The following is a 24,430-nucleotide window of genomic DNA, read 5'->3' on the forward strand; positions in this document are numbered from 1 at the left end:
TGGACCCGGTGAAAATCCGGGTGGCTCTTCCGGCCGCCGATCCGCCGGACAACCCAACTGCCGATCCCGCCTGAAGCCTGCGCCTGCCGCCGGGTCCGATCGCTATGGGTTTTTTTCATGACACGATTGTCCAGCTATCGCCGCGAATGGTTCTCCAACATCCGGGGCGACATCCTCTCCGGCATCGTCGTGGCGCTCGCGCTGATCCCGGAGGCGATCGGCTTCTCGGTCATCGCCGGCGTCGACCCCAAGGTCGGGCTGTTCGCCTCCTTCGCGATCGCCTGCGTGTCGGCCTTCGTCGGGGGGCGGCCAGGGATGATCTCGGCGGCCACTGCCGCCACCGCCGTGCTGATGGTCACGCTGGTGAAGGAACACGGCCTGCCCTATCTCTTCGCCGCGACGATCCTGATGGGGCTGATCCAGCTCGGGGCCGGCGCGTTGCGCCTGGGGCGCCTGATGAACTTCGTCTCGCGCTCGGTCATCACCGGCTTCGTCAACGCCCTCGCGATCCTGATTTTCATGGCGCAGCTGCCGGAGCTGATCGGCGTGCCCTCGCTGACCTATGCGATGATCGCGGGCGGCCTCGCGATCATCTATCTCCTGCCCTATGTCACCAAGGCGATCCCCTCCCCACTCGTCGCCATCGCGGTGCTGACGGCGCTGGCCTGGGGTCTCGGGCTGGATCTGCGCACCGTCGGCGATCTCGGCGAACTGCCTTCGACGCTGCCGGTCTTCGCGCTGCCGCAGGTGCCGCTGACCTTCGAGACGCTGCGGATCATCTTTCCCTATTCGGTCGCGCTGGCGGCGGTGGGGCTGCTGGAATCGTTGCTGACGGCCCAGATCGTCGACGACATGACCGAGACGACCAGCAACAAGAGCCAGGAATGCTACGGCCAGGGCGCCAGCAACATCGCCTCGGCGCTGATCGGCGGCATGGGCGGCTGCGCCATGATCGGCCAGTCGGTGATCAACGTGACCTCGGGCGGGCGCGGCCGGCTCTCGACCTTCGTGGCCGGGGCCTTCCTGCTCTTCCTGATTCTCGTGCTCGACGATCTCGTGCGGATCATCCCCATGGCCGCCCTGGTCGCGGTGATGATCATGGTCTCGATCGGCACCTTCTCCTGGCGCTCGATCCTCGACCTGCGGACCAATCCCCTGCCTTCCTCCATCGTGATGCTGGCGACTGTGACGACCGTGGTGGCGACGCATGACCTCGCCAAGGGCGTGCTCGTCGGCGTGCTTTTGTCGGGCGTGTTCTTCGCCGGCAAGGTCGCGCGCCTCGTCGCCGTCGAGAAGCGCGACAGCGCGGATGGCACGGCCGTTACCTATGTGGTCCGCGGCCAGATCTTCTTCGCCTCGGTCGAGAGCTTTCTCCGCGATTTCTCCTTCGAGGAGCGGCCCGCGCGCGTGACGATCGACCTGACGCATGCGCATTTCTGGGACATTTCGGCGATCGGCGCGCTCGACAAGGTGGTGCTGCGCCTGCGCAAGAACGGGGCGGAGGTCGAGGTGCTCGGCCTCAACGAGGCCAGCGCGACGATGGTCGACCGCTTCGGGCGGCACGACAAGGGCGACGCGGGGCCAGCAGCCGTCCACTGAAGCCCGGGCGAGCCGGCCTCAGAAATCGATGCTCTCGCCGCCGTTGCGGCCGACACCGCGGACCAGCGCGGCATCCGGCTCATGGACCGGCTCGCCGCCGTCGACGAAGCCATGGCGCGGTGGCTGGCGCGGCCCCTCGTCCGTCAGTCGGACGCCGGCAGGACCCAGGACTGCCCGGCGCCTGCGGCGAAACTCCTCCTGCAGAACCATCACGGTCTGTCGGGCATGGCCGTCCGCGACGATCTCGGCGACGCGCCGGCCCAGCCCGAGCGCGGACAGGATTTCGTCCCGCTGCGGATCGGGGCGCTGCGCGAGCCAGGCCGCCGGAACGATCGCGCCGTCGCGCCCGAGCGCCCCCGCGGGCTTCCAGCCCTGACGCAGCTCACAGAGGCGGGCGATCTCGGTCTCCGAGAAAGGCCTGACCGGATCGAAGACATCGACCAGCGGGGCCGCGGTCGCTTCGCTCAGGAGGGTGCGGCTCTCCTGAGCCGCCAGCGCCGTCAGCAGGGCACCGCGAGCGGCCGTCAGCGCTGCGCCCGTTGCATCGATGCCCTCGCCCAGCGTCTCGGCCAGCAGCGCGCCGAGCGGTGCGATCGGCACCACCCGGCACGGGATGCCGAGGCTCTGAGCGAACGCCTGACTCTCCGCCTGCTCCCGCTCCTCGTCCCCGGCCATGTCCAGCACGACGGCGCAGACGCGCTCCGGCCCGACCGCATCGACCGCCATCATGGCCGCGAGCGCAGGGGCCAGCCCGCCGAGTGCGAGCAGAATTCCGGCCGTGCCCGTCCGGCGGACATGGTCGCGCAGACCGAGCACGCAGGCGGCGTAATCGGCCGCATCCGCGGTCGGCACCGGCGCGATCTCTCCCGTCTCGCAGCGCCAGGCGCCGCGCTCGCGGCTCCAAGGCATGACCGCGAGCGCCTCCGCGAAGGCGGGCAGCTGGAGCGTCAGATTGCGTTCGTGCCCGAGCGCGAAGGAGGCGCCGTCGAGGACCTGCTCGTCCTGTCCGCCCACCGCGTTGAGCCAGACCAGCGGCAGGCCCGTCTCGACGACGCGCGCGACGGCGGCGTTCATGCGGACGTCGCCGATGCCGCGGCGATAGGCCGAGGCATCGGCGACGAGCAGCATCTCGGCGCCCGTCTCGGCCAGGCACTCCGCCACCTCCTCGTCGGCGATATCGGTGCCGATCGCCAGCCCCAGACGGACCTGCCCGCGGAACGGCACCGGCCCCGGCATAGGCCCGGTGGAGAACACCCTCGCCTCGTCGACACCGCCGTATGCGCCGAGGCGGTGCTTGAAGCGCACCGCCTGGATCACGCCGCCGTCGAGCAGCGCCAGCGCATTGTAGATCCGGCCGCCCTCGACCCAGGGCAGGCCGAGCAGAACCGCGGGACCGCCATCGGCCGTCTCGCGCGCGAGCGCCTCGCAGGTGCGGCGACAGGCGTCCTGGAAGGCCGGAACGAGGGTCAGCCCGGCTGGCTGCCCGCCCGCCAGCATCAGCTCGGGAAACAGGACGAGATCGGCCCCGGCCCGGGCCGCCTCGCGGCGCGCGGCCCGGACGAGGTCGGCATTGCGCGCGACGTCCCCGAGCGTGGCGTTCGCTTGCGCCAGGGCGAGCCGGAAGAAGCTTGCGGTCATGGCCGTGGCTGTAGCGCGGCGCGCACGGCCGGGCAACGGCGCGCCGCAGGCCCGCCCGCGGCCGCGCTTAACCGGACGTTAGGGTTAAGCGGTCATGAATGGGACACGAGCCGCTCCTGCAAGATTGCCGGCCGTCGTTCGGAGAAGCGACCATGCGTACCCGCCAGACTCATCGACCGGGCCGAAGCCTCGCCCTCGCCGCCCTCGCTGCCTGCACGCTCGGTGCCCTCTCGCAGGCGCGAGCGGCCGACTACCCCGTCCTGCGCGGGTCCCAGATCGACGACGCGCCGCCCGCGCCGGAATTCTTCGATGGCAACACGAACTGGTCGGGCTTCTATGTCGGCGGCGGCGCCGGGGTCTCCTCCACCAAGTTCGAGCCGGGCAACGGGCTGCAGAACCTCGCCAACTTCGCCTACCGCAACACCCTGCTCGGCAGCGAGGTGAACATGGGCAGTCTGGTGGGCAATCTGCCGTCGAAGACCGACAGCGGCGCGACGTTTTTCGGCTTCGCCGGCTACAATTTCGCCTTCGGCGATGTGATCCTCGGCCTGGAGGCGGACTACACCAAGTCCAACCACGAATATCTGCTCAGCGACTTCATCGGGCGCCGCTCGACGACATCCGACGGCACGATCAACGACTACACCCTGACGACGCGGCATGGCGCCGCACTGAAGGATTACGCTACCGCGCGCATCCGGATGGGCTGGGCCTATGGGCGCATCATGCCCTTCGCCACGATCGGCGGCGCCGTGGGGCGTTTCGACACGACGTCGACGATCGATGCGACCTGGCGCTTCACCCGCACCAACCCCATCACCGGTGCGATCGACAACAATGTCGTGGCCTCTGGCTATCCGCTGCGCGTCGGCTCCACCAAGAGCAATGTCTACGGCTTCGGCCTGACCGCCGGCGGCGGCATCGACATGGCGCTCACCGAGAACCTGTTCCTGCGCGCGGAATACCAGATCATCCGCTTCGCCGATGTCGAAGGCACCACGGCCACGATCAACACCGGCCGTGTTGCCGCTGCGCTGAAGTTCTGACGCCGCCTGTCTCGACCGACATGAAAAAAGCCGGGGCGGCACGCCCCGGCTTTCCTGTTTCAGCCCCTCGAACGGTGGCGTCTCACTCCGCCGCCTCGACCTCCGGACGGACCCGCCCGGCCCGCTCGCGCTTGACCAGTTCGGCCACGAGGAAGGCGAGCTCCAGCGCCTGCTCGGCGTTGAGGCGGGGATCGCAGACCGTGTGGTAGCGGTCGTTGAGATCGGCATCGGTCATGCCGCGCGCGCCGCCGGTGCATTCGGTGACGTTCTTGCCGGTCATCTCCAAATGCAGGCCGCCGGCATGGGTGCCTTCCGCCTGATGCACCGCGAAGAAGTTCTTCACCTCGGTCATGATCAGGTCGAAGGGCCGGGTCTTGTAGCCGCTGGCGGCCTTCACGGTGTTGCCGTGCATCGGGTCGCAGGACCAGACGACGTTGCGCCCTTCCCGCTTGGTGGCGCGCACCAGCGCCGGCAACGTGTCGAACACCTTGTCGGCGCCGAAGCGGCCGATCAGCGTCAGGCGGCCGGCCTGGTTCTGCGGATCGAGCACGTCGATCAGCTTGAGCAGGCTGTCGACCGTGGTCGAGGGGCCGCATTTCAGCCCGATCGGGTTGCGGATGCCGCGGAAGAACTCGACATGGGCATGGTCGAGCTGGCGCGTGCGGTCGCCGATCCAGACCATGTGGCCGGAGGTGTCGTACCAGTCGCCTGTGGTGGAATCGACGCGCGTCATCGCCTGCTCGTAGCCGAGCAGCAGCGCCTCGTGGCTGGTGTAGAACTCCGTCGAGCGCATCTCGGGATGCGTCTCGGGATCGATGCCAATGGCGCGCATGAAGTCGAGCGCCTCGGTGATGCGCTCGGCAACCTCGTTGTAGCGCGAGGAAGCCGGGGCATCCTTGACGAAGCCGAGCATCCAGCGATGGGCGTTGTCGAGGTTGGCGTAGCCGCCGGTGGCGAAGGCGCGCAGCAAGTTCAGCGTCGCCGCCGACTGCCTGTAGGCCTCGAGCTGGCGGCGCGGATCGGGGATGCGGGCTTCCGGCGTGAAGGCGTTGTCGTTGACGATATCGCCCTTGTAGCTCGGCAATTCGACGCCGTTGAGGGTCTCCGTCGGAGCCGAACGCGGCTTGGCGAACTGGCCGGCGATGCGCCCGACCTTCACCACGGGCGAGCCGCCGGCGAAGGTCAGCACCACCGCCATCTGCAGGAAGAGCCGGAAGAAATCGCGGATGTTGTCGGCCGAATGCTCGCCGAAGCTTTCGGCACAGTCTCCGCCCTGGAGCAGGAAGGCCTCGCCGCTTGCGACTTTCGCGAGCGCCTTCTTCAGCTTGCGCGCCTCACCCGCAAAAACGAGGGGCGGAAAGCCGGCGAGCTGCTGCTCGACCGCCCTCAGGGCTGCCTGGTCCGGATAATCCGGAATCTGCTGGACGGGCTTTGCCCTCCAGCTCTCGGGCGTCCACCGCTCCGACATGGGTCCTGCTCCTGACTTCACTCCGCGCCGGTTAACCTGTTCGTAAGCGCGAAGGCGCGCCTATACACCCAAGGCGCCGCGAAGGCCACCATAGCGAGCAAGTCCGGCGGAGACCGGCGCGGCGGCGCTTTGGTTGGCGAAAGCTGAATCGGTTCAGCCGCTTGCCGGCGGGGGCTCGCAGATCGATTCCGGCTCATCACATCGCGCATGAACGCAATGACATTGCAGTTCAACCGGTTCGAACGCTGATTCAACGCCGATGGCGAGCGTTGCCCGCCTGCCTCGGGTCAGGCCGGCTCGATGTCCGTGCGGCTGAAGTCGTCGCCCTTGAACAGCAGCCGGGCCTTCAAATGCCGGGCCGTGGCGTAGGAGAAGCAATCCCCGAGATTGAGGATGCCAGGACGTCCCGGTCCCATCCCGTAACGCTCGGCCGCCTCGACAGCGAGTGCTGTGACTGCGATGTCGGGAGCAATGGGGGCGATCGCGAGCGTCGACATGATCTCGTCGACCAACTGCAGGCCTAGCTTTCGGTCGCAGTTTTTGAGCCTGCCAACCGCGCATGCAGCCTCCCAGATCGAGACCGTAGAGACGAAGCGCTGCGAGGACCGGTTTCGGCCAAGGAGGTCGGACAGGAGAGCGCCATCATGCTCGGGCATCAAGATCGAGACGAGCGCCGACGCATCGATAACGATCAAAGTCGTTCATCCTCGCCGTTGATCTCGTCATAGAAGGCCCGATCGGCGGGAAGGCCGCTATCTGGCATGGCAGCTAGCTTGGCATGGATCGGCGCGAGCTTCTCCCACAGCGTCGGCTCGGCAGCCTCGCGCTGCGCCTTCTCGCGAAGCGCCTCGTGGACGATCTCGGTCAGGCCCTTGCCGTGCTTGGCGGCGAGTCTGCGGGCGAGCGCCTCGACCTCGTCGTTCTTGATGCTGATGCCCATGGCGACAGTCCCGTTCTAGAACGCTCGTTCGCGAATTCTAGAATAGGCGCGTTTCCGCCACGATGCAATCAGCCCGCCCGCGGCGTCCGCATCGTCACCAGTTCCTCCGCCGCGCTCGGATGCAGCGCGATGGTGCGATCGAAATCGGCCTTGGTGGCGCCCATCGTCACGGCGATGGCGACGGCCTGGATGATCTCGCCGGCGTCGTGGCCGAGGATGTGGACGCCGAGGACCTTGTCCGTCTTCGCGTCGACGACGAGCTTCATGTAAATGCGTTCGGCCCGGCCGGAGATGGTCGCCTTCATCGGGCGGAAGGCGGATTCGAAGATGCGAAGCTCGCGCCCGCCGGCCGCCGCCTGGACCTCCGACAGGCCGATCGTGCCGATCTCCGGCGTGGTGAAGACGGCCGAGGCGATCAGGCCGTGGTCCATCTGCCAGGGCTTGTTCCCGAAGGTCGAGTCGGCAAAGGCGTGCCCCTCCCGGATCGCGACGGGGGTGAGGTTGACGCGGTTGGTGACGTCGCCGACGGCGTGGATCGAGGGCACGCTGCTGCCGGAGTTCCCATCGACGATCACCTCGCCGACCGGACCGAGCTCGACCCCGGCCTCGGCGAGACCCAGACCGGTCGTGTGCGGGCGCCGGCCGGTCGCGACCAGGATCACGTCGGCATCGATCGGATCGCCGCTGGCGCAATGGGCGCGGCGGCAGCCATCGGGCAATAGCTCGATGCGCTGAACCGTGCAGCCCAGGCGGAAATGAATTCCGGCATGTTCGAGCGCGTCGCGCAGGCGGTTGCGGATGTCCTCGTCGAAGCCGCGCAGGACATTGTCGCCGCGGTGCAGCACCGTGACCTCGACGCCGAGCCGCACGAAGAGGCTGGCGAATTCGAGCGCGATGTAGCCGCCGCCGACGACCAGCATCCGCTTCGGCAGGCTCGGCAGATGGAAGATCTCGTTGGAGGAGATGCCGAGTTCGCCACCCGGGATCGGCGGGTCGAAGGCGGGCCAGCCGCCGGTCGCGACAAGAATATGGCGGGCGCGAATGGTTTCGCCGCTTTCGGCGAGGCGAACCGTGTGGGCATCGACGACGGTGGCGCGCTCCTCGCGGATGGTCACGCCGGCGCCGTCGAGGCCCTTGCGGTAGAGCCCGGAAAGCCGGGAGACCTCATTGGCGACCGCATCGCGCAGCGTCGGCCAGTCGAAGCTCGGCTTGGGTACGGTCCAGCCGAAACCCGTCGCGTCCTCGAAATCCTCGGCAAAGCGGCTGGCATAGACGAAGAGCTTCTTGGGCACGCAGCCGCGGATGACACAGGTGCCGCCGATGCGGTCCTCCTCGGCGATCATCACGCGGGCGCCGTGGCCGGCTGCGATGCGGGCGGCGCGGGTGCCGCCGGAGCCGGCCCCGATGACGAACAGATCGACGTCGAACTCAGCCATGATGCGCCTCTTCAGCTTCGGTTGGCGGTGATGATAGGGCGGCGGGCGGCGGCGCGCAGAGCCACAGGGCCGCAGCCGTGAGCGCCGCGATCCACCAGCCCTGCCAGGCGCCATGGGCCACCGACGCGACGGCGAAGGCGCCGGCGAAGAGCGCCAGCCGCGGCGCCAGATCGGCCGCCGCGAACCGGCGCAGGCGCGCCAGGCAGGCCAGGCCGGCCAAGGTCAGCAGCAGCGCGCCGAGCGCACCCGTCTCGACCCAGGCCTGGAGCGGTGCGTTGTGAGGATGGCCGACGGCGAGAAGGGTGCGACGGGGTGGCGAGACCTCGATCGCAACGGGGTGACGGTCGAGCGTCGGCGAGGTGCCGAAGCCCGCGCCGAACACCGGTCGCGCCAGCGCCGCCTCGCCGAAAGAGAGCCAGATGTCGACGCGGTCGCGCGAGTGGGAGCCGGCGAGGCGCTCGTGCAGGGAGGCCGGGAGCACGGCGTCCCCCAGGCGGCCCGCCACCGGCGCCAGCGCCATCGTGGCGGCGAAGCCCGCCGCAACGGCCGCGAGCACGAGGTGAGGTGCGAGCCGGGCGGTCAGGCCGACACCGACCATCACGAGGAAGCCGAGCCCGGCGGCGCCGCTGTCGGAACCGAAGCAGGCCCAGCCGAGTGCCAGGACGAGCAGCGCGCACAAGGCCGCGTCCCATCGGGTCACGGCCGCCCCGCCACGGAGCAGAGCATAGGCCGCCGCCGACAGCATCAGGCAGGTCAGGACCGGGCGGTTGAAGATGTAGCTCTGGGATCGGCCGATCTCGAGCGTCGCCCGCAGCGACAGCCCGGTCGCCAGTTCGGCCATCATGAAGACGATGGCGACGATGATCGCCCCGGCGAGCGCCCGGACGACGAGACGGTCGGGACGAAACCGGCCCGAGGCCATGATCGCGGCGCCGCAGGCCACCGGCAGGACGAATTCGCCCCAGGCGGCCAGCCCCTGAGCAGGGCGGTGGCTCCAGGCCAGCGAGATCAGGGCCAGAAGGATGAAACCGACGAGCGCGAGCCCGATCGGGCTGCGCAGGATCATCACGAGGCGCCGCCAGGCGGGACGCCAGCCCTCGGCCGTCAGCCCCGCGGCGACGAAGGCGACCGCGGCGAGCGCCAGGACCAGCGGCGCGGAGCGGTTCGCGATCCACATCACCAGCGGCATGGCGACCAGCAGACCCGTGCCGAGCGCAGCGAGCCGCGTTGGAACGGGACCCTCGATACGCCGCAGGCCTGCGCCGGGAAGAACGGTGAGATTCATGCCGCAGCGATTACGCCATCGCATCCTGTCCCACCAGTGATTCGCGCTGTGCGGGCCCCCGATCGCGGCTTCGGCATGCCCCAGCCGCGAAATATCTTGACTCGCGATTGTGCAATCGGGCGCAATTGACGGCGGACGCGGCGAAGTGCCACTGGCGGCGTCACCCAAGAATTGCGCGGACCAATCCGCGAGCGGAGGAACACCATGTTGTCATCCATTCTCAAGCGCGGCGCCCTCGTCGCCGTCGCCGTTGCCGGGCTTTCAACGGCCGCCTTCGCCCAACTCGAACTGAAGATCATGGCGCCGGCTTCGCCCGGCGGCGGCTGGGACGGGACCGCGCGCTCGATGCAGCAGGCGCTGACCGCGTCGGGCATCGCCAAGAGCGTGCAGGTGACCAACGTCACCGGCGCCGGCGGCACGATCGGCCTCGCGCAGCTGATCAACGCCAAGGGCGACGGCTCGCAGCTAATGGTCAACGGCTTCGTGATGGTCGGCGCGATCCTGCTCAACAAGTCGCCGGTGAACCTGTCGCAGACGACGCCGATCGCGCGGCTGACCGCCGAAGCGCTGGTCATCGTGGTGCCGACGGACTCGCCGATCAAGACCGCCAAGGACCTGGCCGAGCGGGTCAAGGCCGATCCGGCCAAGGTGACCTGGGCCGGCGGCTCGGCGGGCGGCGCCGACCACATCCTGGCGGCGCTCTTCGCCGAGGCCGCCGGCGGCGACCCCAAGAAGATCAACTACATCCCGTTCTCGGGCGGTGGTGAGGCTTTGGCCGCCATGCTCGGCGGACGCGTCACCGCCGGCATCTCCGGCTATGGCGAGTTCGAAGGCCAGATCAAGGCCGGAAAGCTGCGCGTCATCGGCGTCTCGTCCGCGGCCCGTCTGGCGAATGCGCCCAACGCCCCGACTCTCAAGGAAGGCGGCGTCAATCTAGAGCTGATGAACTGGCGCTCGGTCGTGGCGCCTCCCGGCCTATCCGCCGATCAGACCAAGGTCCTGTCCGAGGCGATCGGCAAGATGGCGAAGTCCAAGGAATGGGCCGAGATCCTCAAGGCCCGCGGCTGGGACGACGCCTATCTCGGCGGCGCCGAATTCGAGGCCTTCCTGAAGGCGGAGCAGGTGCGCGTCGCCAAGGTCATGGCGGATGTCGGCCTGGTGAAGTGAAGCCGACCCCAAGCCAACCCTGACGAGGGGGCCGGCGATCGGCCCCCTTTTTTGCCTCTGCAGCCCCCGCTGCCCGATCAGCCGACGATGGACCCGCCATGACGAACGACACTCCGGCACGCGGCGCCGACCGGCCCGCCCTCGTCGTCGGCCTGCTGCTGCTGGCGGTGGCAGGCGTGGTCTATTACGACGCTTCCCAGCAGACGATCACCTCGAATTACGGCGTCGGCCCGACGGCGATGCCCTATGTCGCCTGCGTCGGGCTGGTGCTGCTCGGGCTGGCGCATCTCTTCGTCGCGTTCCGCGATGGCCTGCCCAAACCCGAGGCGGCTGATCGTGGCGCCCTGCTCTGGATCGTCGGCGGCCTCGTCGGTCTGATCGCCTGCATTGCCTTCGGCGCCGGGTTCACCCTCGCCACGACCATCCTGTTCGCCTGCACGGCGCGTGGTTTCGGCCGCCGCGCTTTGGCGGTGGATGCGGCGATCGGCTTCGTGCTCGGCCTCGCGATCTTCCTGGTCTTCGCCAAGCTCCTGACCCTGCTGCTGCCGGCCGGGCCTCTCGAACGCCTGTTCCTCTGAGGACCGCCGGCCATGGATACCACCCTTGCGCTCCTCAATGGCTTCAGCGTCGCGCTTGAGCCATCCAAACTGCTCTTCTGCCTCGTCGGCGTCTTCCTCGGGACCGCGGTCGGCGTGCTGCCGGGCATCGGTCCCGCCCTGACGGTGGCGCTGCTGCTGCCCGTCACCTTCAAGCTGGACCCTTCCGGCTCGCTGATCATGTTCGCGGGCATCTATTATGGCGGCATGTATGGCGGCTCGACGACCGCGATCCTGCTCAATGCGCCCGGCGAGAGCGCCTCGATGGCCACCGCTCTCGAAGGCTCCAAGATGGCCAAGGCCGGTCGTGGCGGCCCCGCGCTCGCCACCGCCGCGATCGGCTCCTTCGTCGCCGGGCTGATCGCCACGATCGGGCTGACCTTCCTCGCGCCGTGGCTGGTCGAGGTCGCGATCAAGTTCGGCCCCTGGGACTATTTCGCGCTGATGATCGTCGCCTTCGTCACGGTCTCGGCGACCTTCGGCGATTCCCCCTTGCGTGGGCTCACCAGCCTGTTCATCGGCATCACGCTCGGGCTCGTCGGCATCGACAAGCTGACCGGCCAGGCGCGCCTGACCTTCGGCGTGCCGGAACTGCTCAACGGCATCGAGGTGACGACGCTCGCGGTCGGCCTGTTCGCGGTGGGCGAGGCGCTCTTCGTCGCCTCCAAGCGCTTTCGCGACCCGGAGGAGATCGTCCCGATCAAGGGGTCGCTGTGGATGAGCAAGCAGGACTGGAAGCGCTCCTGGGCGCCCTGGCTGCGCGGCACCGCCTTCGGCTTCCCGATCGGCGCGCTGCCGGCGGGTGGCGCGGAGGTCCCGACCTTCCTCTCCTATTCGACCGAGAAGAAGCTCTGCAAATTCCCCGACGAGTTCGGCAAGGGCGCGATCGAAGGCGTCGCAGGGCCGGAGGCCGCCAACAACGCCGCGGCCGCCGGCGTGCTGGTGCCCCTGCTGACGCTGGGCCTGCCGACCTCGGCAACAGCGGCCATCATGCTGGCGGGCTTCCAGCAATACGGGCTGAACCCCGGGCCACTGCTGTTTGCCGAGAAGCCCGATCTGGTCTGGGGGCTGATCGCCTCGCTGTTCATCGCCAACGTCATGCTGGTGATCCTCAACCTGCCGCTGATCGGGTTGTGGGTGAAGCTGCTCGCCGTGCCGCAGCCCTGGCTCTATGCCGGCATCCTGGTCTTCGCCACGATGGGCACGCTCGCGGTCAACGCCTCGCCGGTCGAACTCGGCCTGCTCTTCGCCTTCGGCTATCTCGGCTATCTGATGCGGCGCTACGATTATCCGGTCGCGCCAATGGTCGTCGGGCTGATCCTGGGTCCGATGGCGGAGGCGCAGTTGCGTCGCGCGCTGCAGATCAGCCTGGGCGACCCGATGATCCTGCTCGAGAACCCGATCTCGGCGACGCTGCTGACCTTGGCCTTCATCGCCCTGGTCGCCCCCTTCGTGATGAAGGGGCTGAACCGCTTCAAGGCGAGCGAGGACTGAGAGCCGCCCGGCGGCCCGCGCCGACGAGCCCCAGCCGGATCAGGCTCTCGCCCGTCGCCGCCAGCGCGTCGGCGGCGGCGCGCGGCTCCCAGCCCAGCATGGCCTGCGCCTTGGCGCTGGAGGCGGTCTTGCGGCGGCCAAGTTCGGGCGTGGCAGCCTGCCGCGCGGCGGCGCTGAAGACGGCGACGAGCCGCACCAGCCAGTCCGGCAACACGCGCGTCGAGACGCGGGCCGCCGCCGGGCCGAGCCGCTCGCGCAGGGCCAGAGCAATCTCCTGCATGGTCAAGAAGTCGCCCGCGGTGGCGATGAAGCGTTCATTGGCGGCGGCCGGGTGCGTCATGGCGCGCAGATGCAGGTCGGCGACGTCGCGAACATCGACGACGCCGAACATCAGCCGCGGCACGGCCGGCAGGCGGCCTTCCAGCATGCTCTTCACCAGCAGGATCGAGGCCGACAGATCGGGGCCGAGCAGCGGCCCGAAAATGCCGACGGGGTTGATCACGGCGAGTTCGAGACCCCTGCCCTTACCATCGACATAGTCCCAGGCGGCCCGCTCGGCGAGGGTCTTCGACTTGGGATAGGCAGCGAGATCTTCAGCCGCGGCGTCGGTCCAGTCGCTTTCCGAGAAGGGCCGCGAGAGGACGCGGCCATAGCCGATCGCGGCGAAGGAGGAGGTCAGGACCACCCGGCCGACGCCTGCGGCCTTCGCCGCCCTCAGCACCCGCAGGGTGCCTTCGCGGGCGGGACGGATCAGTTCATCCTCGTGCCTGGGGGCAGCGGCCGAGAGCGGCGATGCGACGTGGAGCACATGGGAGCAGCCGGACGCGGCGCGGTCCCAGCCGGCATCCTGCAGGAGATCGGCCTGCACCACCGCGAGCCGGTCCAGCGGATCGCACCCGGCCGCCACGAGCGCGGCGCGCAGGCCGGTCTCCCGCGCGGGCGAGCGCAGCGTGGTGCGCACCCGGTGGCCCGCCTGCAGCAAGGCGAGGATGCAGTGGCCGGCAAGGAATCCGGAGCCGCCGGTGACGAGAACGGGTGGTCTGTCCATGCGGGGCTCCCTGCCGCTCGCCGGCACGCGCCATCCCAAGCTGAAGCGAAGGGAGGCGGCATCAAAAAAGCCGCCGGCGCTAACCGGCGGCTTCGATTGACCAGGCGCGAACGCCCGGCCTCAGAGCTGGTGGCCGCGCTTGCGCATTTCCTCGCTGAAGCGATCGAACAGGAAATTGCTCGTCTGGAGGCTCCAGGGCTGCAGCAGCGCGAAGATCTCGTCGATCGCGCGCGGGCGCATGGCGTTGTAGCGCTGGCCGACCGGCGAGCGGAAGAAGGCGGCGACCTCCTTGAGATCGGCCTCGCTCATGCGCTTGGCGAAGATATAGGCGGCCGAGGCGATGATCTCCTGGCGCTTCTTATCGGCTTCAGGCCGGAGGTCCTCGATGATCTGCTCCATGTCCTTGCGGATCTCGGGGCGCGTGGTGCCGACCGCCTGGGTCACGCGCTCGCGGAATTCGAGATAGATCGACTCGAAGGATTCGGCCAGGCCGGACACGATGACGACGTCGCGGCCCGCCTCGAGCCAGCTCTGCGGAATATCGGCCTTGGCCTGCGGCGCTGCCGTCTGCGCCTGAACCGGGCCGGCGAGCAGAAGCGCCAGGCTGACGGCCGCGCCGGCAAGGTGGTGACGGATCATGCAAAGCCCCTTCGTCATGCGCCGCATCGCGCTGTGTTCGAGAATGGAAGGCCGCGCCGTGCGGGGCAAGCGATCCCTGACGTCCCGGTCATGCCCGGCGCCGCCCGACTCGCGGGAGGAGCCGATGCCGCAGACGCGCATCGCGGGTTTCCATAGAGCATGACGGTGCCGAGTGGAAAGCCATAATGCGGCGATGCGATGTCGCGTGCGCTGTTTGCGAGCCGATGCGGCGGCCCGGCGAGCGCAGCGGGCAGGCTTCAGTCGAGGCTGCCCAGGACGATCAGCCCATCCTTGCCGGCGAGGATCGCGGCGCTGGCGAGGCCGAGGAACAGCCCGTGCTCGACCACGCCCGGAATGGCGGACAGGGCCGTCGCAAGGCCCTCCGGATCGACGATCACTCCGGGATGGGCGTCGAGGATGTAATGGCCGCCATCGGTGAGCAGGATGCTCCCGTCCGGCCGGCGACGCAGCACGAGTTCGCCCGGCGCGCCGGCGGTCGCCATCGCCGCAAGGACGGCACGGCGCGTCGCCTCGAGGCCGAAGGGCACGACCTCGATCGGCAGCGGGAAACGACCGAGCCGCTCGACCAGCTTGGTGTCGTCGGCGATCACGACCATGCGGGCCGAGGCGGCCGCGACGATCTTCTCGCGCAGCAGGGCGGCGCCCCCGCCCTTGATCAGGCGAAGCTCGCGGTCGACTTCGTCGGCGCCGTCGATGGTGAGGTCGAGCTCCGGCGTCTCGTCCAGCGTCGACATCGGGATCGACAGCGCACGCGCCTGCGCCTCCGTGACCTCCGAGGTTGAGACGCAGAGGACGTCGAGCCCCTCCGCGACCCGCGCGCCGAGCAGGTCGACGAAGTGCTTCGCGGTCGAGCCCGTGCCGAGGCCTAGCCGCATGCCCGGTGTCACCAGTTCGAGTGCGCGCGCGGCGGCCTGCTTCTTCAGATCGTCGGGGCTCATGGTATTGTCCTCAGATAGACGTCAGTGCGATCGCAGCGAAGGCACCCAACGGACATGGCGTTCTGCCGCCCCCGGATGGCCTCGTCGCTCCGCTCCCCGCAATGACGGCGGTCGCGGCCCGGTTCAAGCCCCGAGGCCGCCCATCAGCATGTATTTGATCTCGACGAACTCCTCGATGCCGTGGAGCGAACCCTCGCGGCCGAGGCCCGATTCCTTGACGCCGCCAAAAGGGGCGACCTCTGTGCCGAGCATGGCCGAGTTGATGCCGACCATGCCGTATTCGAGCTCCTCGGCGACCCGGAAGGCGCGGCCGAGATCCTTCGTGTAGAAATAGGCGGCGAGCCCGAAGGGCGTGTCGTTGGCGAGCGCGACGACCTCGTCCTCGCTCTTGAAGCGGTAGACGGGCGCGACGGGGCCGAAGGTCTCCTCGCGCGTCATCAGCATGGTGGTGGTGGCGCCGGCGATCACGGTGGGCTCGTAGAAGGTGCGGCCGAGCGCATGGCGCTTGCCGCCGACCACGACCTTGGCGCCATTGGCGACGGCATCCGCGACATGGCGCTCGACCTTCTCGATGGCTCGCTCGTTGATCAGCGGGCCCTGGACGACGCCGATTTCGGTGCCGTTGCCGACCTTCATCTTCGCGACCTCGCCGGCGAATTTGGCGACGAACTCGTCATGGATGCCGTCCTGCACGAACAGGCGATTGGTGCAGACGCAGGTCTGGCCCATGTTGCGGAACTTCGCCGTGATCGCGCCCTGCACGGCGGCGTCGACATCGGCGTCGTCGAAGACGATGAAGGGCGCGTTGCCGCCGAGCTCGAGCCCGACCTTCTTCACGGTGGACGCCGCCTGCTGCATCAAAAGCTTGCCGACCGGCGTCGAGCCGGTGAAGCCGATGAAGCGCACGGCGGGATGCGTCGTCATGACCTTGCCGATCGCGACCGCATCGCCCGTGACGATGTTGAGCACGCCCTTCGGGAAGCCGGCGCGGATGGCGAGCTCGATCAGGGCAAAGGCCGTCAGCGGGGTGTCGGGGGCGGGCTTGACCACGAAGGTGCAGCCGGCGGCCAGCCCCGGCGAACATTTGCGCGTGATCATCGCGGCCGGGAAATTCCAGGGCGTGATCGCGGCGCAGACGCCGACGGGCTGCTTCTGGATGATGATGCGCGAATTCGGGAAGGGCGAGGGAATGGTCTCGCCATAGATGCGCTTGGCCTCTTCCGCGTAGAACTCGACGAAGGAGGCTGCATAGGCGACCTCGCCACGCGATTCCGTCAGCGGCTTGCCCTGCTCGGCGGTCATGATCTGCGCCAGGTCTTCCTGATTGGCCATGATCAGGTCGAACCATTTGCGCAGGATGATCGAGCGCTCCTTGGCTGATTTCTTCGCCCAGGGCTTGAAGGCGCGCGAGGCGGCCTCCACGGCGGCCGTCGTCTCGTCCACCCCGAAGCGCGGCACCTTCGCCAGCAGTTCGCCGGTGGCCGGGTTGTCGACCGCATCGACGCCCTCGCCGATCCAGGCGCCGTCGACATGGCACTGCGACTTGAGAAGGGAGGGATCGTTCAGCTTCAGCATGGCGGGCTTCCGTGACGCGAAAGGGAATGTCGTCACGTGGTCTAGCATGCGGCCCGCGCGGCTGACGACCGCAGGCGGATGCATGCCCGCCATAGGTCCTGCGGTTTTACCGGCCCGCCATGGCCTAATGTTGCAAGCGCCCTACTTTGCCTGGGGCGTGCAGACCGTCTTGTCGTCGAAGACGTAGCAGATGCTCATCTCGCCGGTGCGGATATTGACCCGGAAGATGCCGCCCTCGCGCTCGTGCCGCGAGGGCATCAGCGTGTAGTCGCTCGGCGCCTGCGCGCCGGCGCCCTCGCCCGGCGGGAAGCAGACGGTGACGCCGACACCACCCTCCTTGAGCTGGAACTGGCAGGCGGCGACCTCACCGGTCGCCTTGTCGATGCGGTAGACGCGATTGAGGTCGGTCTGGGGCGCGGGTGCGAAATCGAAGGGCGCGGCGACGGCGGCACCGGCCAGCGACAGCCAGAGACCCAGCGCCAGGGTGACGAAACGTCCGGGGGATCGAGACACGATACGGTTCCTTCCACGAATCGCCGGCACGATAGCATCAATGCCGGAGGCGATGATGGCATCCGCCCGGCAGTCCGGGATGGCGGCCCGGCGCCTTGCCAAATGCGGGGCGAACCCGTTTATGCGCTGCGACCTATGCGCCAGGAGCGGCCTTTCCCATGACCCTGCCCCCGATCGTCGTCTTCGATCTCGACGGCACGCTCGCCGAAACCGCCCCCGACATCATGCGCGTGCTCAACGTCATCCTGGTGCGCGAGGGGCTTCCGGCCCTGCCGCTGGAGCGGGCGCGCGAACTGGTCGGCGCCGGCGCGCGGGCTCTGATATCCCGCGGCTTCAAGGTCTCGGGCCGGCCGCTCGACGAGGAGACGCTGGAGCGGCTGTTCGAGGATTTCCTGCTGATTTATGCCGAGGATGTCGCCTCCCACAGCCATCTCTTCGACGGCGTGCTCGGCGCGCTCGATCAGCTTGCGGCGGAGGGCTATCTGCTCGCCGTCTGCACCAACAAACCGATCCTGCACACGCGGCTGATCCTCAACCATTTCGGCATTTCGCCGCGCTTCGCTTTGGTCGCCGGGCGCGACAGCTTCCCCTTCCACAAGCCCGATCCGCGCCATCTGACGCTGACGATCGAGGCCGCCGGGGGCGATCCCGCGCGCGCCGTGATGATCGGCGATTCGCGCACCGACATCGCCACCGCCAAGTCCGCCGGCATCCCGACGATCTGCGTGCCCTTCGGCTATACCGATGTGCCGATCGAGACGCTGGAGCCCGATGTCGTCATCCAGCATTTCGACGCCCTGCCCGCGGCCGTGCGGCAGGTGCTGGGCGCGGCCGGGGCCGCCACGGCTGCGAACGTCGCCGCGCATTCTTGACGACGCGGCGCGCGCCGACTAGGAGAGGCGCCGGTGCGGGCGACTAGCTCAGCGGTAGAGCACTCCCTTCACACGGGAGTGGTCACAGGTTCGATCCCTGTGTCGCCCACCATTTTCCTTTGCTCAACCAGCCGTGTCTCCCGTCCGATCATAACGCGCTCAGGTCGCGGCTGGTCTACCGACCGGGCCACGCCAACGCCATGAACGAAGCAAAGAGACCTTTCGCGGCGACCTAAGCCAAGCGAGACTTCAACCGCGGACCGGAGAAATCGATGAAGGCTCTGATTTTCTGCGGCAGGTTCGGTTGATTTGCGTAAACGATATTGACATCATATTGTTTCGGCATGAATTGATTCAATATCGATATCATTTCTCCAGATTCAATCAGATCCTTGACTTGATAAGATAGCACCCGCGTGATGCCGAAACCTGCTGCGGCAGCCTCGATCGCCGCCTGCGCGGTATTGACGATGAGCCGCGACCGAATGGGCGCGACGAGCTCGACCCCGTCCCGGACATAGTTCCATCCGGTGGGCGAATTCAGTCCCTCGAAGGTCACGCAAAGATGTGAATCCAGATCATCGGGATCCGACGGCGTGCCCCGCTCGGCAAAATAGCGCGGGCTTCCGCAGACGGTAAACTGCGCCGTGCCGATCTTCGACGCATGCATCGAACTGTCCGGCAGACGTCCGATCCGGACGGCCAGATCGATATGCTCCCTGACGAGATCGATCATCCGCTCCGGCACACGATCCGCCAGCACGATGCGGACATCGATGTCGGGGTAGGCGTTGAGGAACTCGACGACCACCGGGACGAGGTGCATCCGTCCGAAGACCACCGGCGAGGCAATCGTGAGATTCCCGCGCGGCGCTCTGTATTCACCCGCGACGGCCTTCTCCGCTTCTCGCAACTCCTCCAGAATCCGCTCGCAGGCCTCCACATAGGTCAAGCCCGCCTCGGTCAGCGCGAACTGCCGGGTCGACCGATTGAAGATGCGGGTCCCCAGGAAGGTTTCGAGATCCGAGATCTTGCGACTGACCGTGGCAAGGGGCACGCCGAGTTTTCGCCCTGCCGCAGAGAAGCTGCCCGCTTTGACGACCTCGAGAAGGATCGACATCGATTCCAGACGATCCATGTCTCTTCCAAATTCTGGGAGAATCCTTTTCGATATTGCCGACTGCCGGGTGAATTTGGAAGGGGCTACCTCCATGGACAGCAGGCCGTTCCGGCCGCGCCGTGAAGGGAACCGACCATGCCCCGCCTTGCCATCCCCGCATCCATCGAAGCCTCGCCGGCTGCCGCCCAGCCGCTTCTCGAAGCCGTCAAGAAGCAGATCGGCGTCGTGCCGAACCTGTTTCGCCTCGTCTCGAACAGCCCCGCCGCCCTGGAAGGCTATCTCGGCCTGTCGGGTGCCCTGGGCAAGGGCACCCTGCCTGCCCCGACGCGCGAGCGGATCGCTCTCGCCGTCGCCGAGATCAACGGCTGCGACTACTGCCTCTCGGCCCACACCTATATCGGCAAGAACATGGCCAAGCTGGACGATGCCGAGATGACCGCCAATCGCAGCGGCGCATCGAACGATCCCAAGGCCGATGCCGCCCTGCGCTTCGCCGCCGAGGTCGTCCGTCGACGGGGCCATGTGAGCGACGACGACGTCCGCGCGATCAAGGCCGCAGGGTATGACGACGCGCAGATCGTCGAGATCGTGCTGCACGTCGCCCTGAACACCTGGACGAACTACGTCAACAGCGTCGCCGAGACGACCATCGATTTCCCCGTCGTCACCGCCCGCAAGGCCGCCTGAAGCGCAGCCTGCCCGAAGACGCCCCAGACAACAGGAGAACCACCATGACCATGATCTCGTCGCGCCGGACCGCGCTGGCCACCGCCGCCCTCGGGCTCGCCTGGGCGAGCCTGGCATCCCCTGCCCTCGCGCAATCGCGCACCGGCGGATCGCCGCACTCGATGTACGCCGGCCTCGGCCTCAAGGGCTATGATCCGGTTGCGTACTTCACGGGCGGCAAGGCCCAGAAGGGGCTTGAAACCATCACCGCGACGAATGCGGGGCTGACCTGGCGCTTTGCCAATGCCGCCCACAAGGCGGCCTTCGAGAAGGAACCCGCGAAATACCTGCCCCAGTACGGCGGCTTCTGTGCCTGGGGCGTGGCGAACGGAAAGCTCTTCGACATCGATCCCGCCGATGGCTGGACGATCACCGATGGCAAGCTGTTTGTCGTGTTCAACGGCGACATCCTGAAGCTGTTCAAGGCGGACCAGACCGCCCTCGTCGCGAAGGCCGAGCAGAACTGGCCGAAGCTCAACCAGTAAGCAGCCCGAGAAACCGACACGCGGCGATCTCGCCCTGCGCGGGCTGCCGCGTGTCCCCTTCTTTCAGCCGCGCAAGGCCCGGCCCCAGCGCCAGACAAGGACGTCGACCATGATCGATCTTTCCCGCCGGGCCTTTGCCCGCACCCTGCTCGCTGCAGCGGCCGTTCCGGCGCTGCCGACCCTCGCACCCGCCCGCGGCACGAGCGCACTCCCCTCGATCGCTCCCCTGGCGCGGATCCAGGTCGGCCGGTTCGAGGTGACGTTCCTGTCGGACGGCTTCATCGACTTTCCGTTTTCCCTGTTCACCGGAGCGCCTCCCGCAGCGGTCGAGCAGGCCGTGAGCTCGTTCTTCGCCGCCCGCCCGACGGGGGTCCGCTCCGGCTTCACCGTCTGGCTCATTCGCGATGGCGACCAACTCGTTCTGGTCGACGCCGGCCCTGCCGGGACCGTGAGCAAGACATCCGGGCGGCTCCCCGCCGCTCTGGCGGCGATCGGCGTCAAGCCCGAACAGATCGACGCGGTCATCGTCACGCACATGCATGTCGACCACATCGCGGGCCTCGTCGCGGGCGGACGCGCCAATTTCCCGACTGCCGAGATCTATGTGGACCGGCGCGACATCAATCACTTCACCGACGCCGCGAAAGCCAATGCGGCCCCGGACCTGCTGAAGAGCAGTTTCGCGACGTCCCGGGAGGTGGTTGCGCTCTATCCGCGCCTGCAGCGCATCGATGGCGACCGCGAGATTGCGCGCGGCCTGTCGGTGTTCGATCTGGGCGGCCATACGCCGGGCCAGGTCGGCGTGCGGATCGAGGACGGCAAGGACAGCCTGCTGCTCGTGGCGGACATGCTGTTCCATCCCGCCGCGCACCCGGCCATCCCGGGCCTCGGGATTCTCTTCGAGCAGGACAAGGCGGCAGCGGACGCGGCCCGCGCCCGCTTTTTCCCGAAGGCCGCAGCCGAGAAGTCCCTCCTGGCCGCGACGCACATGCCGTTCCCGGGCCTCGGCCGGATCGTGAAGGATGGCAGCGGACTGCGCTGGCTGCCAGCCGACTGGGAATACGCGCTCTGATTTTGCCAGCGGCCTATGGCGCGCTCAAAGCGGCCCGGCATTTCGGCAAGCCGGTCATCGATGTCACGGCCGACGCATAGCCACCGCTACCGCTGAATGTCCCCTTTTCCTTTTCGTGATGGTGCCCATGACAAGCCGCCCTCCCTTGCCCCCGTTCACGGCAGAATCGGCCACCCAGAAGGTCCGGTTGGCCGAGGATGCCTGGAACTCCTGCGAGCCCGACCGGGTCGCGCTCGCCTATACGCCCGACAGCCTGTGGCGCAACCGCGTCGAGTTTCCGGTCGGCCGGGACGCGATCGTGGCCATGCTGGAGCGCAAATGGTCGCGCGAGCTCGACTATCGGCTCATCAAGGAACTGTGGGCCTTCGACGGCAACCGGATCGCCGTCCGTTTCGCCTACGAGTGGCACGACGACAGCGGCCACTGGTTCCGCAGCTACGGCAATGAAAACTGGGAGTTCAGCCCGGACGGCCTGATGCGGCGTCGCCATGCCAGCATCAACGACATGCCGATCCGGACGGAGGATCGGAAGTTCCACTGGCCGCTGGGTCGCAGACCCAACGAACACCCGTCCCTGAGCGATCTCGGACTCTAGGGAGGTGACCATGAAAATGAGTAACGCTGTCTCCAGCGACATCGCCTTCACGCCGACCGTCAAAGCCATCCAGCAACGCAAGGGGTCACGCACGGGCTATGCGCGGATGGAAGCCGGCGGCTCGTGGCAGACGCAGGTCACACCGGCGCTGCAGTCGTTCGTGGAAGCCCAGACGAGCTTTTTCCTCGGCACCGCCAATGCGGATGGCCAACCCTATATCCAGCACCGCGGCGGCCCCAGAGGATTCCTGAGGGTCATCGACAGCAAGACCCTCGGCTTCGCGGATTTTTCCGGCAATCGCCAGTACATTTCCCAAGGAAACCTCGCGGACAATCCGAAAGCTTACCTGTTCCTGATCGACTACGCCCAACAACGGCGGATCAAGATCTGGGGCGAGGCTCGCGTCGTCGAGGGTGACGCCGATCTGACCGCGCAGCTGATGCCGGACGGGTACAGCGCGCGCCCCGAACAGATCATGCTCTTCACCATCACGGCCTGGGACGCCAACTGCCCGCAGCATATCCCGCAGCGATTTGAGGCCGCCGATGTGGAAGCGGCCCTTGCCGACCGAGACGACCGCATCCGCCTCCTGGAGTTGGAAGTCGCGCGACTGAAGGCCGATCTCGCCACACTCCGCTAGCGCCCTCCGGCGCGCCGCAGCGCGGCTGTCGCACCCCGCCTCACCCGCGCCCCTCATCGGCCCGGCGCATCTCCCAGCGCCGGTTGAGGCGCAGCGCCAGCAGCGTCACGGCGGCGCCGGAGAGCAGATAGGCGCCCGCCGAGATCAGGCCGAACTGGGTCGAGAGCAGCAGCGCCGCCAGCGGCGCAAAGCCCGCGCCGAAGAGCCAGGCGAGGTCCGAGGTCAGGGCCGAGCCGGTGTAGCGATAGGTCGGCGAGAAGGCGGAGGCGACCGAGCCCGAAGACTGGCCGAAGGACAGGCCGAGCAGGATGAAGCCGCCGATCATGAAGACGAGCTCGCCCATGAGGCCGCCGTCGAGCAGCTGCGGCGCGAAGCCGCTGAAGACCGCAATGGCGATGGCGCAGCCGCCGAGCAGCGCGCGCCGGCCGATCCGGTCGGCGATCAGGCCCGAGGCGACGATGGCGAGCGCGCCGAAGACCGCGCCCGCGGCCTCGATGACGAGGAAGCGCGCCGGCCCCTCCTTGGTGAACAGGAAGACCCAGGAGAGCGGGAAGACCGTGACCATGTGGAACATGGCGAAACTCGCCAGCGGGGCGAAGGCGCCGATCACGACATGGCGCCCCTCGGCCCGCAGCGTGTCGACGATCTTGGTCGGCTGGAGCTCGCGCGTCTCGAACAGGTTCTGGTAGTCCGGCGTCACCACCATGCGCAGCCGGGCGAAGAGCGCCACGACATTGATCGCGAAGGCGACGAAGAAGGGGTAGCGCCAGCCCCAGCTGTAGAAATCCTCGGCCGAGAGATTGCCGACGAAGAAGGCGAAGAGGCCACTGGCGACGATCAGGCCGAAGGGCGCGCCGAGCTGCGGGATCATCGCATACCAGCCGCGATGGCGCTGCGGCGCGTTGAGCGCGAGCAGCGAGGCGAGCCCGTCCCAGGTGCCGCCGAGCGCGATGCCCTGGCCGATGCGGGCGAGCGCGAGCAGCCAGATCGAGGCCGCGCCGATGCTGTCATAGCTCGGCAGGAAGCCGATGGCGCAGGTCGAGGTGCCCAGCAGGAACAGGGCCAGCGTCAGCTTGGCGCTCTTGCCCGCCTTGCGGTCGATCGCGGTGAAGAGGACCGTGCCGAAGGGGCGCGCGATGAAAGCGAGCGCGAAGATCGCGAAGGAATACAGCGTGCCGGTCAGCGGATCGGCGAAGGAGAAGACCAGCTTCGGGAAGACGATGACCGAGGCGATGGCATAGACGAAGAAGTCGAAGAACTCCGAGGTGCGGCCGATGATGACGCCGATCGCCATCTCGCCCGGGTTCACCTCGCCATGGCTCTCGCTGAGATGGCTGGCGTCGCGTTCCGCCGTGGTCGGCATCTGAGCCATGATCTGTCCCGTCGCGCATCGGTCTCATGAGGGCATGGTGCGTCGCACCCTGCCGCGGCACCGGTCCTAGTGCCCCATCGGGCCTGCGGGCGGCATTGGGCAAATTGTCCAATGTTACCTTCGCTGCACCGCAGCTAGCTCTCCG

General features: G+C 67.9%; 24 protein-coding genes, 1 tRNA gene and 1 other annotated feature (1 of these 26 running past the window's edge). Of the genes, 12 read left to right on the forward strand and 13 right to left on the reverse strand.

Annotation, left to right across the window (positions count from 1 at the left end; translation table 11 throughout):
• Positions 1–54: a sequence feature (sul1 is cis-regulatory element that is thought to sense ions involved in sulfur or methionine metabolism; They are found in Alphaproteobacteria), on the forward strand; it begins 2 nt to the left of the window's first position.
• A gap of 63 nt (positions 55–117) precedes the next feature.
• Positions 118–1,599 carry a SulP family inorganic anion transporter gene (locus SJY11_RS18435; protein WP_376988205.1) on the forward strand — a complete coding sequence of 494 codons (1,482 nt, stop codon included), beginning with the start codon at positions 118–120 and terminating at the stop codon, positions 1,597–1,599.
• 18 nt (positions 1,600–1,617) lie between these two features.
• On the opposite strand, the gene SJY11_RS18440 is transcribed toward SJY11_RS18435, so the two are convergent.
• Complete coding sequence (locus tag SJY11_RS18440; RefSeq protein ID WP_376988206.1) at positions 1,618–3,237, reverse strand: nitrilase-related carbon-nitrogen hydrolase; 1,620 nt, start codon at positions 3,235–3,237, stop codon at positions 1,618–1,620.
• A gap of 152 nt (positions 3,238–3,389) precedes the next feature.
• Between SJY11_RS18440 and SJY11_RS18445 the strand changes: the two genes are divergently transcribed.
• The gene (locus SJY11_RS18445) at positions 3,390–4,283 is read left to right on the forward strand and encodes an outer membrane protein (RefSeq protein ID WP_376988207.1); all 894 of its coding nucleotides are present in this window, start codon (positions 3,390–3,392) and stop codon (positions 4,281–4,283) included.
• 82 nt (positions 4,284–4,365) lie between these two features.
• Here SJY11_RS18445 and SJY11_RS18450 read toward each other — a convergent pair whose 3' ends face one another.
• The 5 genes from SJY11_RS18450 to SJY11_RS18470 all read right to left on the reverse strand — a co-directional run bounded on the left by SJY11_RS18450 (position 4,366) and on the right by SJY11_RS18470 (position 9,412).
• Positions 4,366–5,751: a class II 3-deoxy-7-phosphoheptulonate synthase gene (locus SJY11_RS18450; protein ID WP_376988208.1), complete on the reverse strand. Its 1,386-nt coding sequence runs from the start codon at positions 5,749–5,751 to the stop codon at positions 4,366–4,368.
• Between the two features lie 287 nt (positions 5,752–6,038).
• Positions 6,039–6,446 (reverse strand): type II toxin-antitoxin system VapC family toxin, encoded by a 408-nt coding sequence (locus SJY11_RS18455; RefSeq protein WP_376988209.1) that lies wholly within the window; start codon positions 6,444–6,446, stop codon positions 6,039–6,041.
• Complete coding sequence (locus SJY11_RS18460; protein ID WP_326906657.1) at positions 6,443–6,691, reverse strand: type II toxin-antitoxin system VapB family antitoxin; 249 nt, start codon at positions 6,689–6,691, stop codon at positions 6,443–6,445. Before SJY11_RS18460 ends, SJY11_RS18455 begins: the two co-directional genes overlap by 4 nt.
• Before the next feature lie 68 nt (positions 6,692–6,759).
• A complete protein-coding gene (gene gor, locus SJY11_RS18465) occupies positions 6,760–8,127 on the reverse strand; it encodes a glutathione-disulfide reductase (RefSeq protein WP_376988210.1) in 1,368 nt (455 codons plus the stop codon).
• Positions 8,120–9,412 carry an O-antigen ligase family protein gene (locus SJY11_RS18470; RefSeq protein ID WP_376988211.1) on the reverse strand — a complete coding sequence of 431 codons (1,293 nt, stop codon included), beginning with the start codon at positions 9,410–9,412 and terminating at the stop codon, positions 8,120–8,122. The genes gor and SJY11_RS18470 overlap by 8 nt, the downstream gene beginning before the upstream one ends.
• A 204-nt stretch (positions 9,413–9,616) precedes the next feature.
• Here SJY11_RS18470 and SJY11_RS18475 point away from each other — a divergent pair, with 204 nt between their 5' ends.
• The 3 genes from SJY11_RS18475 (at position 9,617) to SJY11_RS18485 (ending at position 12,669) form a co-directional block, all read left to right on the forward strand.
• Positions 9,617–10,579 carry a Bug family tripartite tricarboxylate transporter substrate binding protein gene (locus SJY11_RS18475; RefSeq protein WP_376988212.1) on the forward strand — a complete coding sequence of 321 codons (963 nt, stop codon included), beginning with the start codon at positions 9,617–9,619 and terminating at the stop codon, positions 10,577–10,579.
• Positions 10,580–10,677: 98 nt separating this feature from the next.
• Positions 10,678–11,157: a tripartite tricarboxylate transporter TctB family protein gene (locus SJY11_RS18480; RefSeq protein ID WP_376988213.1), complete on the forward strand. Its 480-nt coding sequence runs from the start codon at positions 10,678–10,680 to the stop codon at positions 11,155–11,157.
• Positions 11,158–11,169: 12 nt separating this feature from the next.
• The gene (locus SJY11_RS18485; RefSeq protein ID WP_376988214.1) at positions 11,170–12,669 is read left to right on the forward strand and encodes a tripartite tricarboxylate transporter permease; all 1,500 of its coding nucleotides are present in this window, start codon (positions 11,170–11,172) and stop codon (positions 12,667–12,669) included.
• On the opposite strand, the gene SJY11_RS18490 is transcribed toward SJY11_RS18485, so the two are convergent.
• The 5 genes from SJY11_RS18490 to SJY11_RS18510 form a co-directional block, all read right to left on the reverse strand.
• Entirely contained in the window at positions 12,650–13,717 is a 1,068-nt protein-coding gene (locus tag SJY11_RS18490; protein ID WP_376988215.1) for an SDR family oxidoreductase, read from the reverse strand. The two genes, SJY11_RS18485 and SJY11_RS18490, sit on opposite strands and share 20 nt — an antisense overlap.
• A 120-nt stretch (positions 13,718–13,837) precedes the next feature.
• The gene (locus SJY11_RS18495; RefSeq protein ID WP_376988216.1) at positions 13,838–14,374 is read right to left on the reverse strand and encodes a DUF2059 domain-containing protein; all 537 of its coding nucleotides are present in this window, start codon (positions 14,372–14,374) and stop codon (positions 13,838–13,840) included.
• 239 nt (positions 14,375–14,613) lie between these two features.
• A complete protein-coding gene (gene rpiA, locus SJY11_RS18500; RefSeq protein WP_376988217.1) occupies positions 14,614–15,315 on the reverse strand; it encodes a ribose-5-phosphate isomerase RpiA in 702 nt (233 codons plus the stop codon).
• Between the two features lie 123 nt (positions 15,316–15,438).
• A complete protein-coding gene (locus tag SJY11_RS18505; protein WP_376988218.1) occupies positions 15,439–16,890 on the reverse strand; it encodes an NAD-dependent succinate-semialdehyde dehydrogenase in 1,452 nt (483 codons plus the stop codon).
• A 141-nt stretch (positions 16,891–17,031) separates the two neighbouring features.
• Positions 17,032–17,403: a hypothetical protein gene (locus SJY11_RS18510; protein WP_376988219.1), complete on the reverse strand. Its 372-nt coding sequence runs from the start codon at positions 17,401–17,403 to the stop codon at positions 17,032–17,034.
• Between the two features lie 158 nt (positions 17,404–17,561).
• Between SJY11_RS18510 and SJY11_RS18515 the strand changes: the two genes are divergently transcribed.
• Complete coding sequence (locus tag SJY11_RS18515; protein ID WP_376988220.1) at positions 17,562–18,275, forward strand: HAD family hydrolase; 714 nt, start codon at positions 17,562–17,564, stop codon at positions 18,273–18,275.
• A gap of 37 nt (positions 18,276–18,312) precedes the next feature.
• Positions 18,313–18,387: transfer RNA gene (locus SJY11_RS18520), tRNA-Val, on the forward strand.
• A gap of 120 nt (positions 18,388–18,507) precedes the next feature.
• On the opposite strand, the gene SJY11_RS18525 is transcribed toward SJY11_RS18520, so the two are convergent.
• Positions 18,508–19,413: a LysR family transcriptional regulator gene (locus tag SJY11_RS18525; RefSeq protein WP_376988221.1), complete on the reverse strand. Its 906-nt coding sequence runs from the start codon at positions 19,411–19,413 to the stop codon at positions 18,508–18,510.
• 117 nt (positions 19,414–19,530) lie between these two features.
• Between SJY11_RS18525 and SJY11_RS18530 the strand changes: the two genes are divergently transcribed.
• The 5 genes from SJY11_RS18530 to SJY11_RS18550 all read left to right on the forward strand — a co-directional run bounded on the left by SJY11_RS18530 (position 19,531) and on the right by SJY11_RS18550 (position 22,913).
• Entirely contained in the window at positions 19,531–20,082 is a 552-nt protein-coding gene (locus SJY11_RS18530; RefSeq protein WP_069054581.1) for a carboxymuconolactone decarboxylase family protein, read from the forward strand.
• 44 nt (positions 20,083–20,126) lie between these two features.
• Positions 20,127–20,606, forward strand: coding sequence for a YHS domain-containing (seleno)protein (locus tag SJY11_RS18535; RefSeq protein WP_376988222.1), 480 nt, complete (start codon positions 20,127–20,129; stop codon positions 20,604–20,606).
• A 109-nt stretch (positions 20,607–20,715) separates the two neighbouring features.
• The gene (locus SJY11_RS18540) at positions 20,716–21,678 is read left to right on the forward strand and encodes an MBL fold metallo-hydrolase (RefSeq protein WP_376988223.1); all 963 of its coding nucleotides are present in this window, start codon (positions 20,716–20,718) and stop codon (positions 21,676–21,678) included.
• A 127-nt stretch (positions 21,679–21,805) separates the two neighbouring features.
• Complete coding sequence (locus SJY11_RS18545) at positions 21,806–22,273, forward strand: nuclear transport factor 2 family protein (protein WP_376988224.1); 468 nt, start codon at positions 21,806–21,808, stop codon at positions 22,271–22,273.
• A gap of 10 nt (positions 22,274–22,283) precedes the next feature.
• Entirely contained in the window at positions 22,284–22,913 is a 630-nt protein-coding gene (locus tag SJY11_RS18550; protein WP_376988225.1) for a pyridoxamine 5'-phosphate oxidase family protein, read from the forward strand.
• A gap of 40 nt (positions 22,914–22,953) precedes the next feature.
• On the opposite strand, the gene SJY11_RS18555 is transcribed toward SJY11_RS18550, so the two are convergent.
• The gene (locus tag SJY11_RS18555) at positions 22,954–24,285 is read right to left on the reverse strand and encodes an MFS transporter (RefSeq protein WP_376988226.1); all 1,332 of its coding nucleotides are present in this window, start codon (positions 24,283–24,285) and stop codon (positions 22,954–22,956) included.
• Positions 24,286–24,430: the final 145 nt, after the last annotated feature.

Source organism: Allobosea sp. R86505, from assembly GCF_042466375.1.
In the GTDB taxonomy this organism is placed as follows: Bacteria; Pseudomonadota; Alphaproteobacteria; order Rhizobiales; family Beijerinckiaceae; genus Allobosea.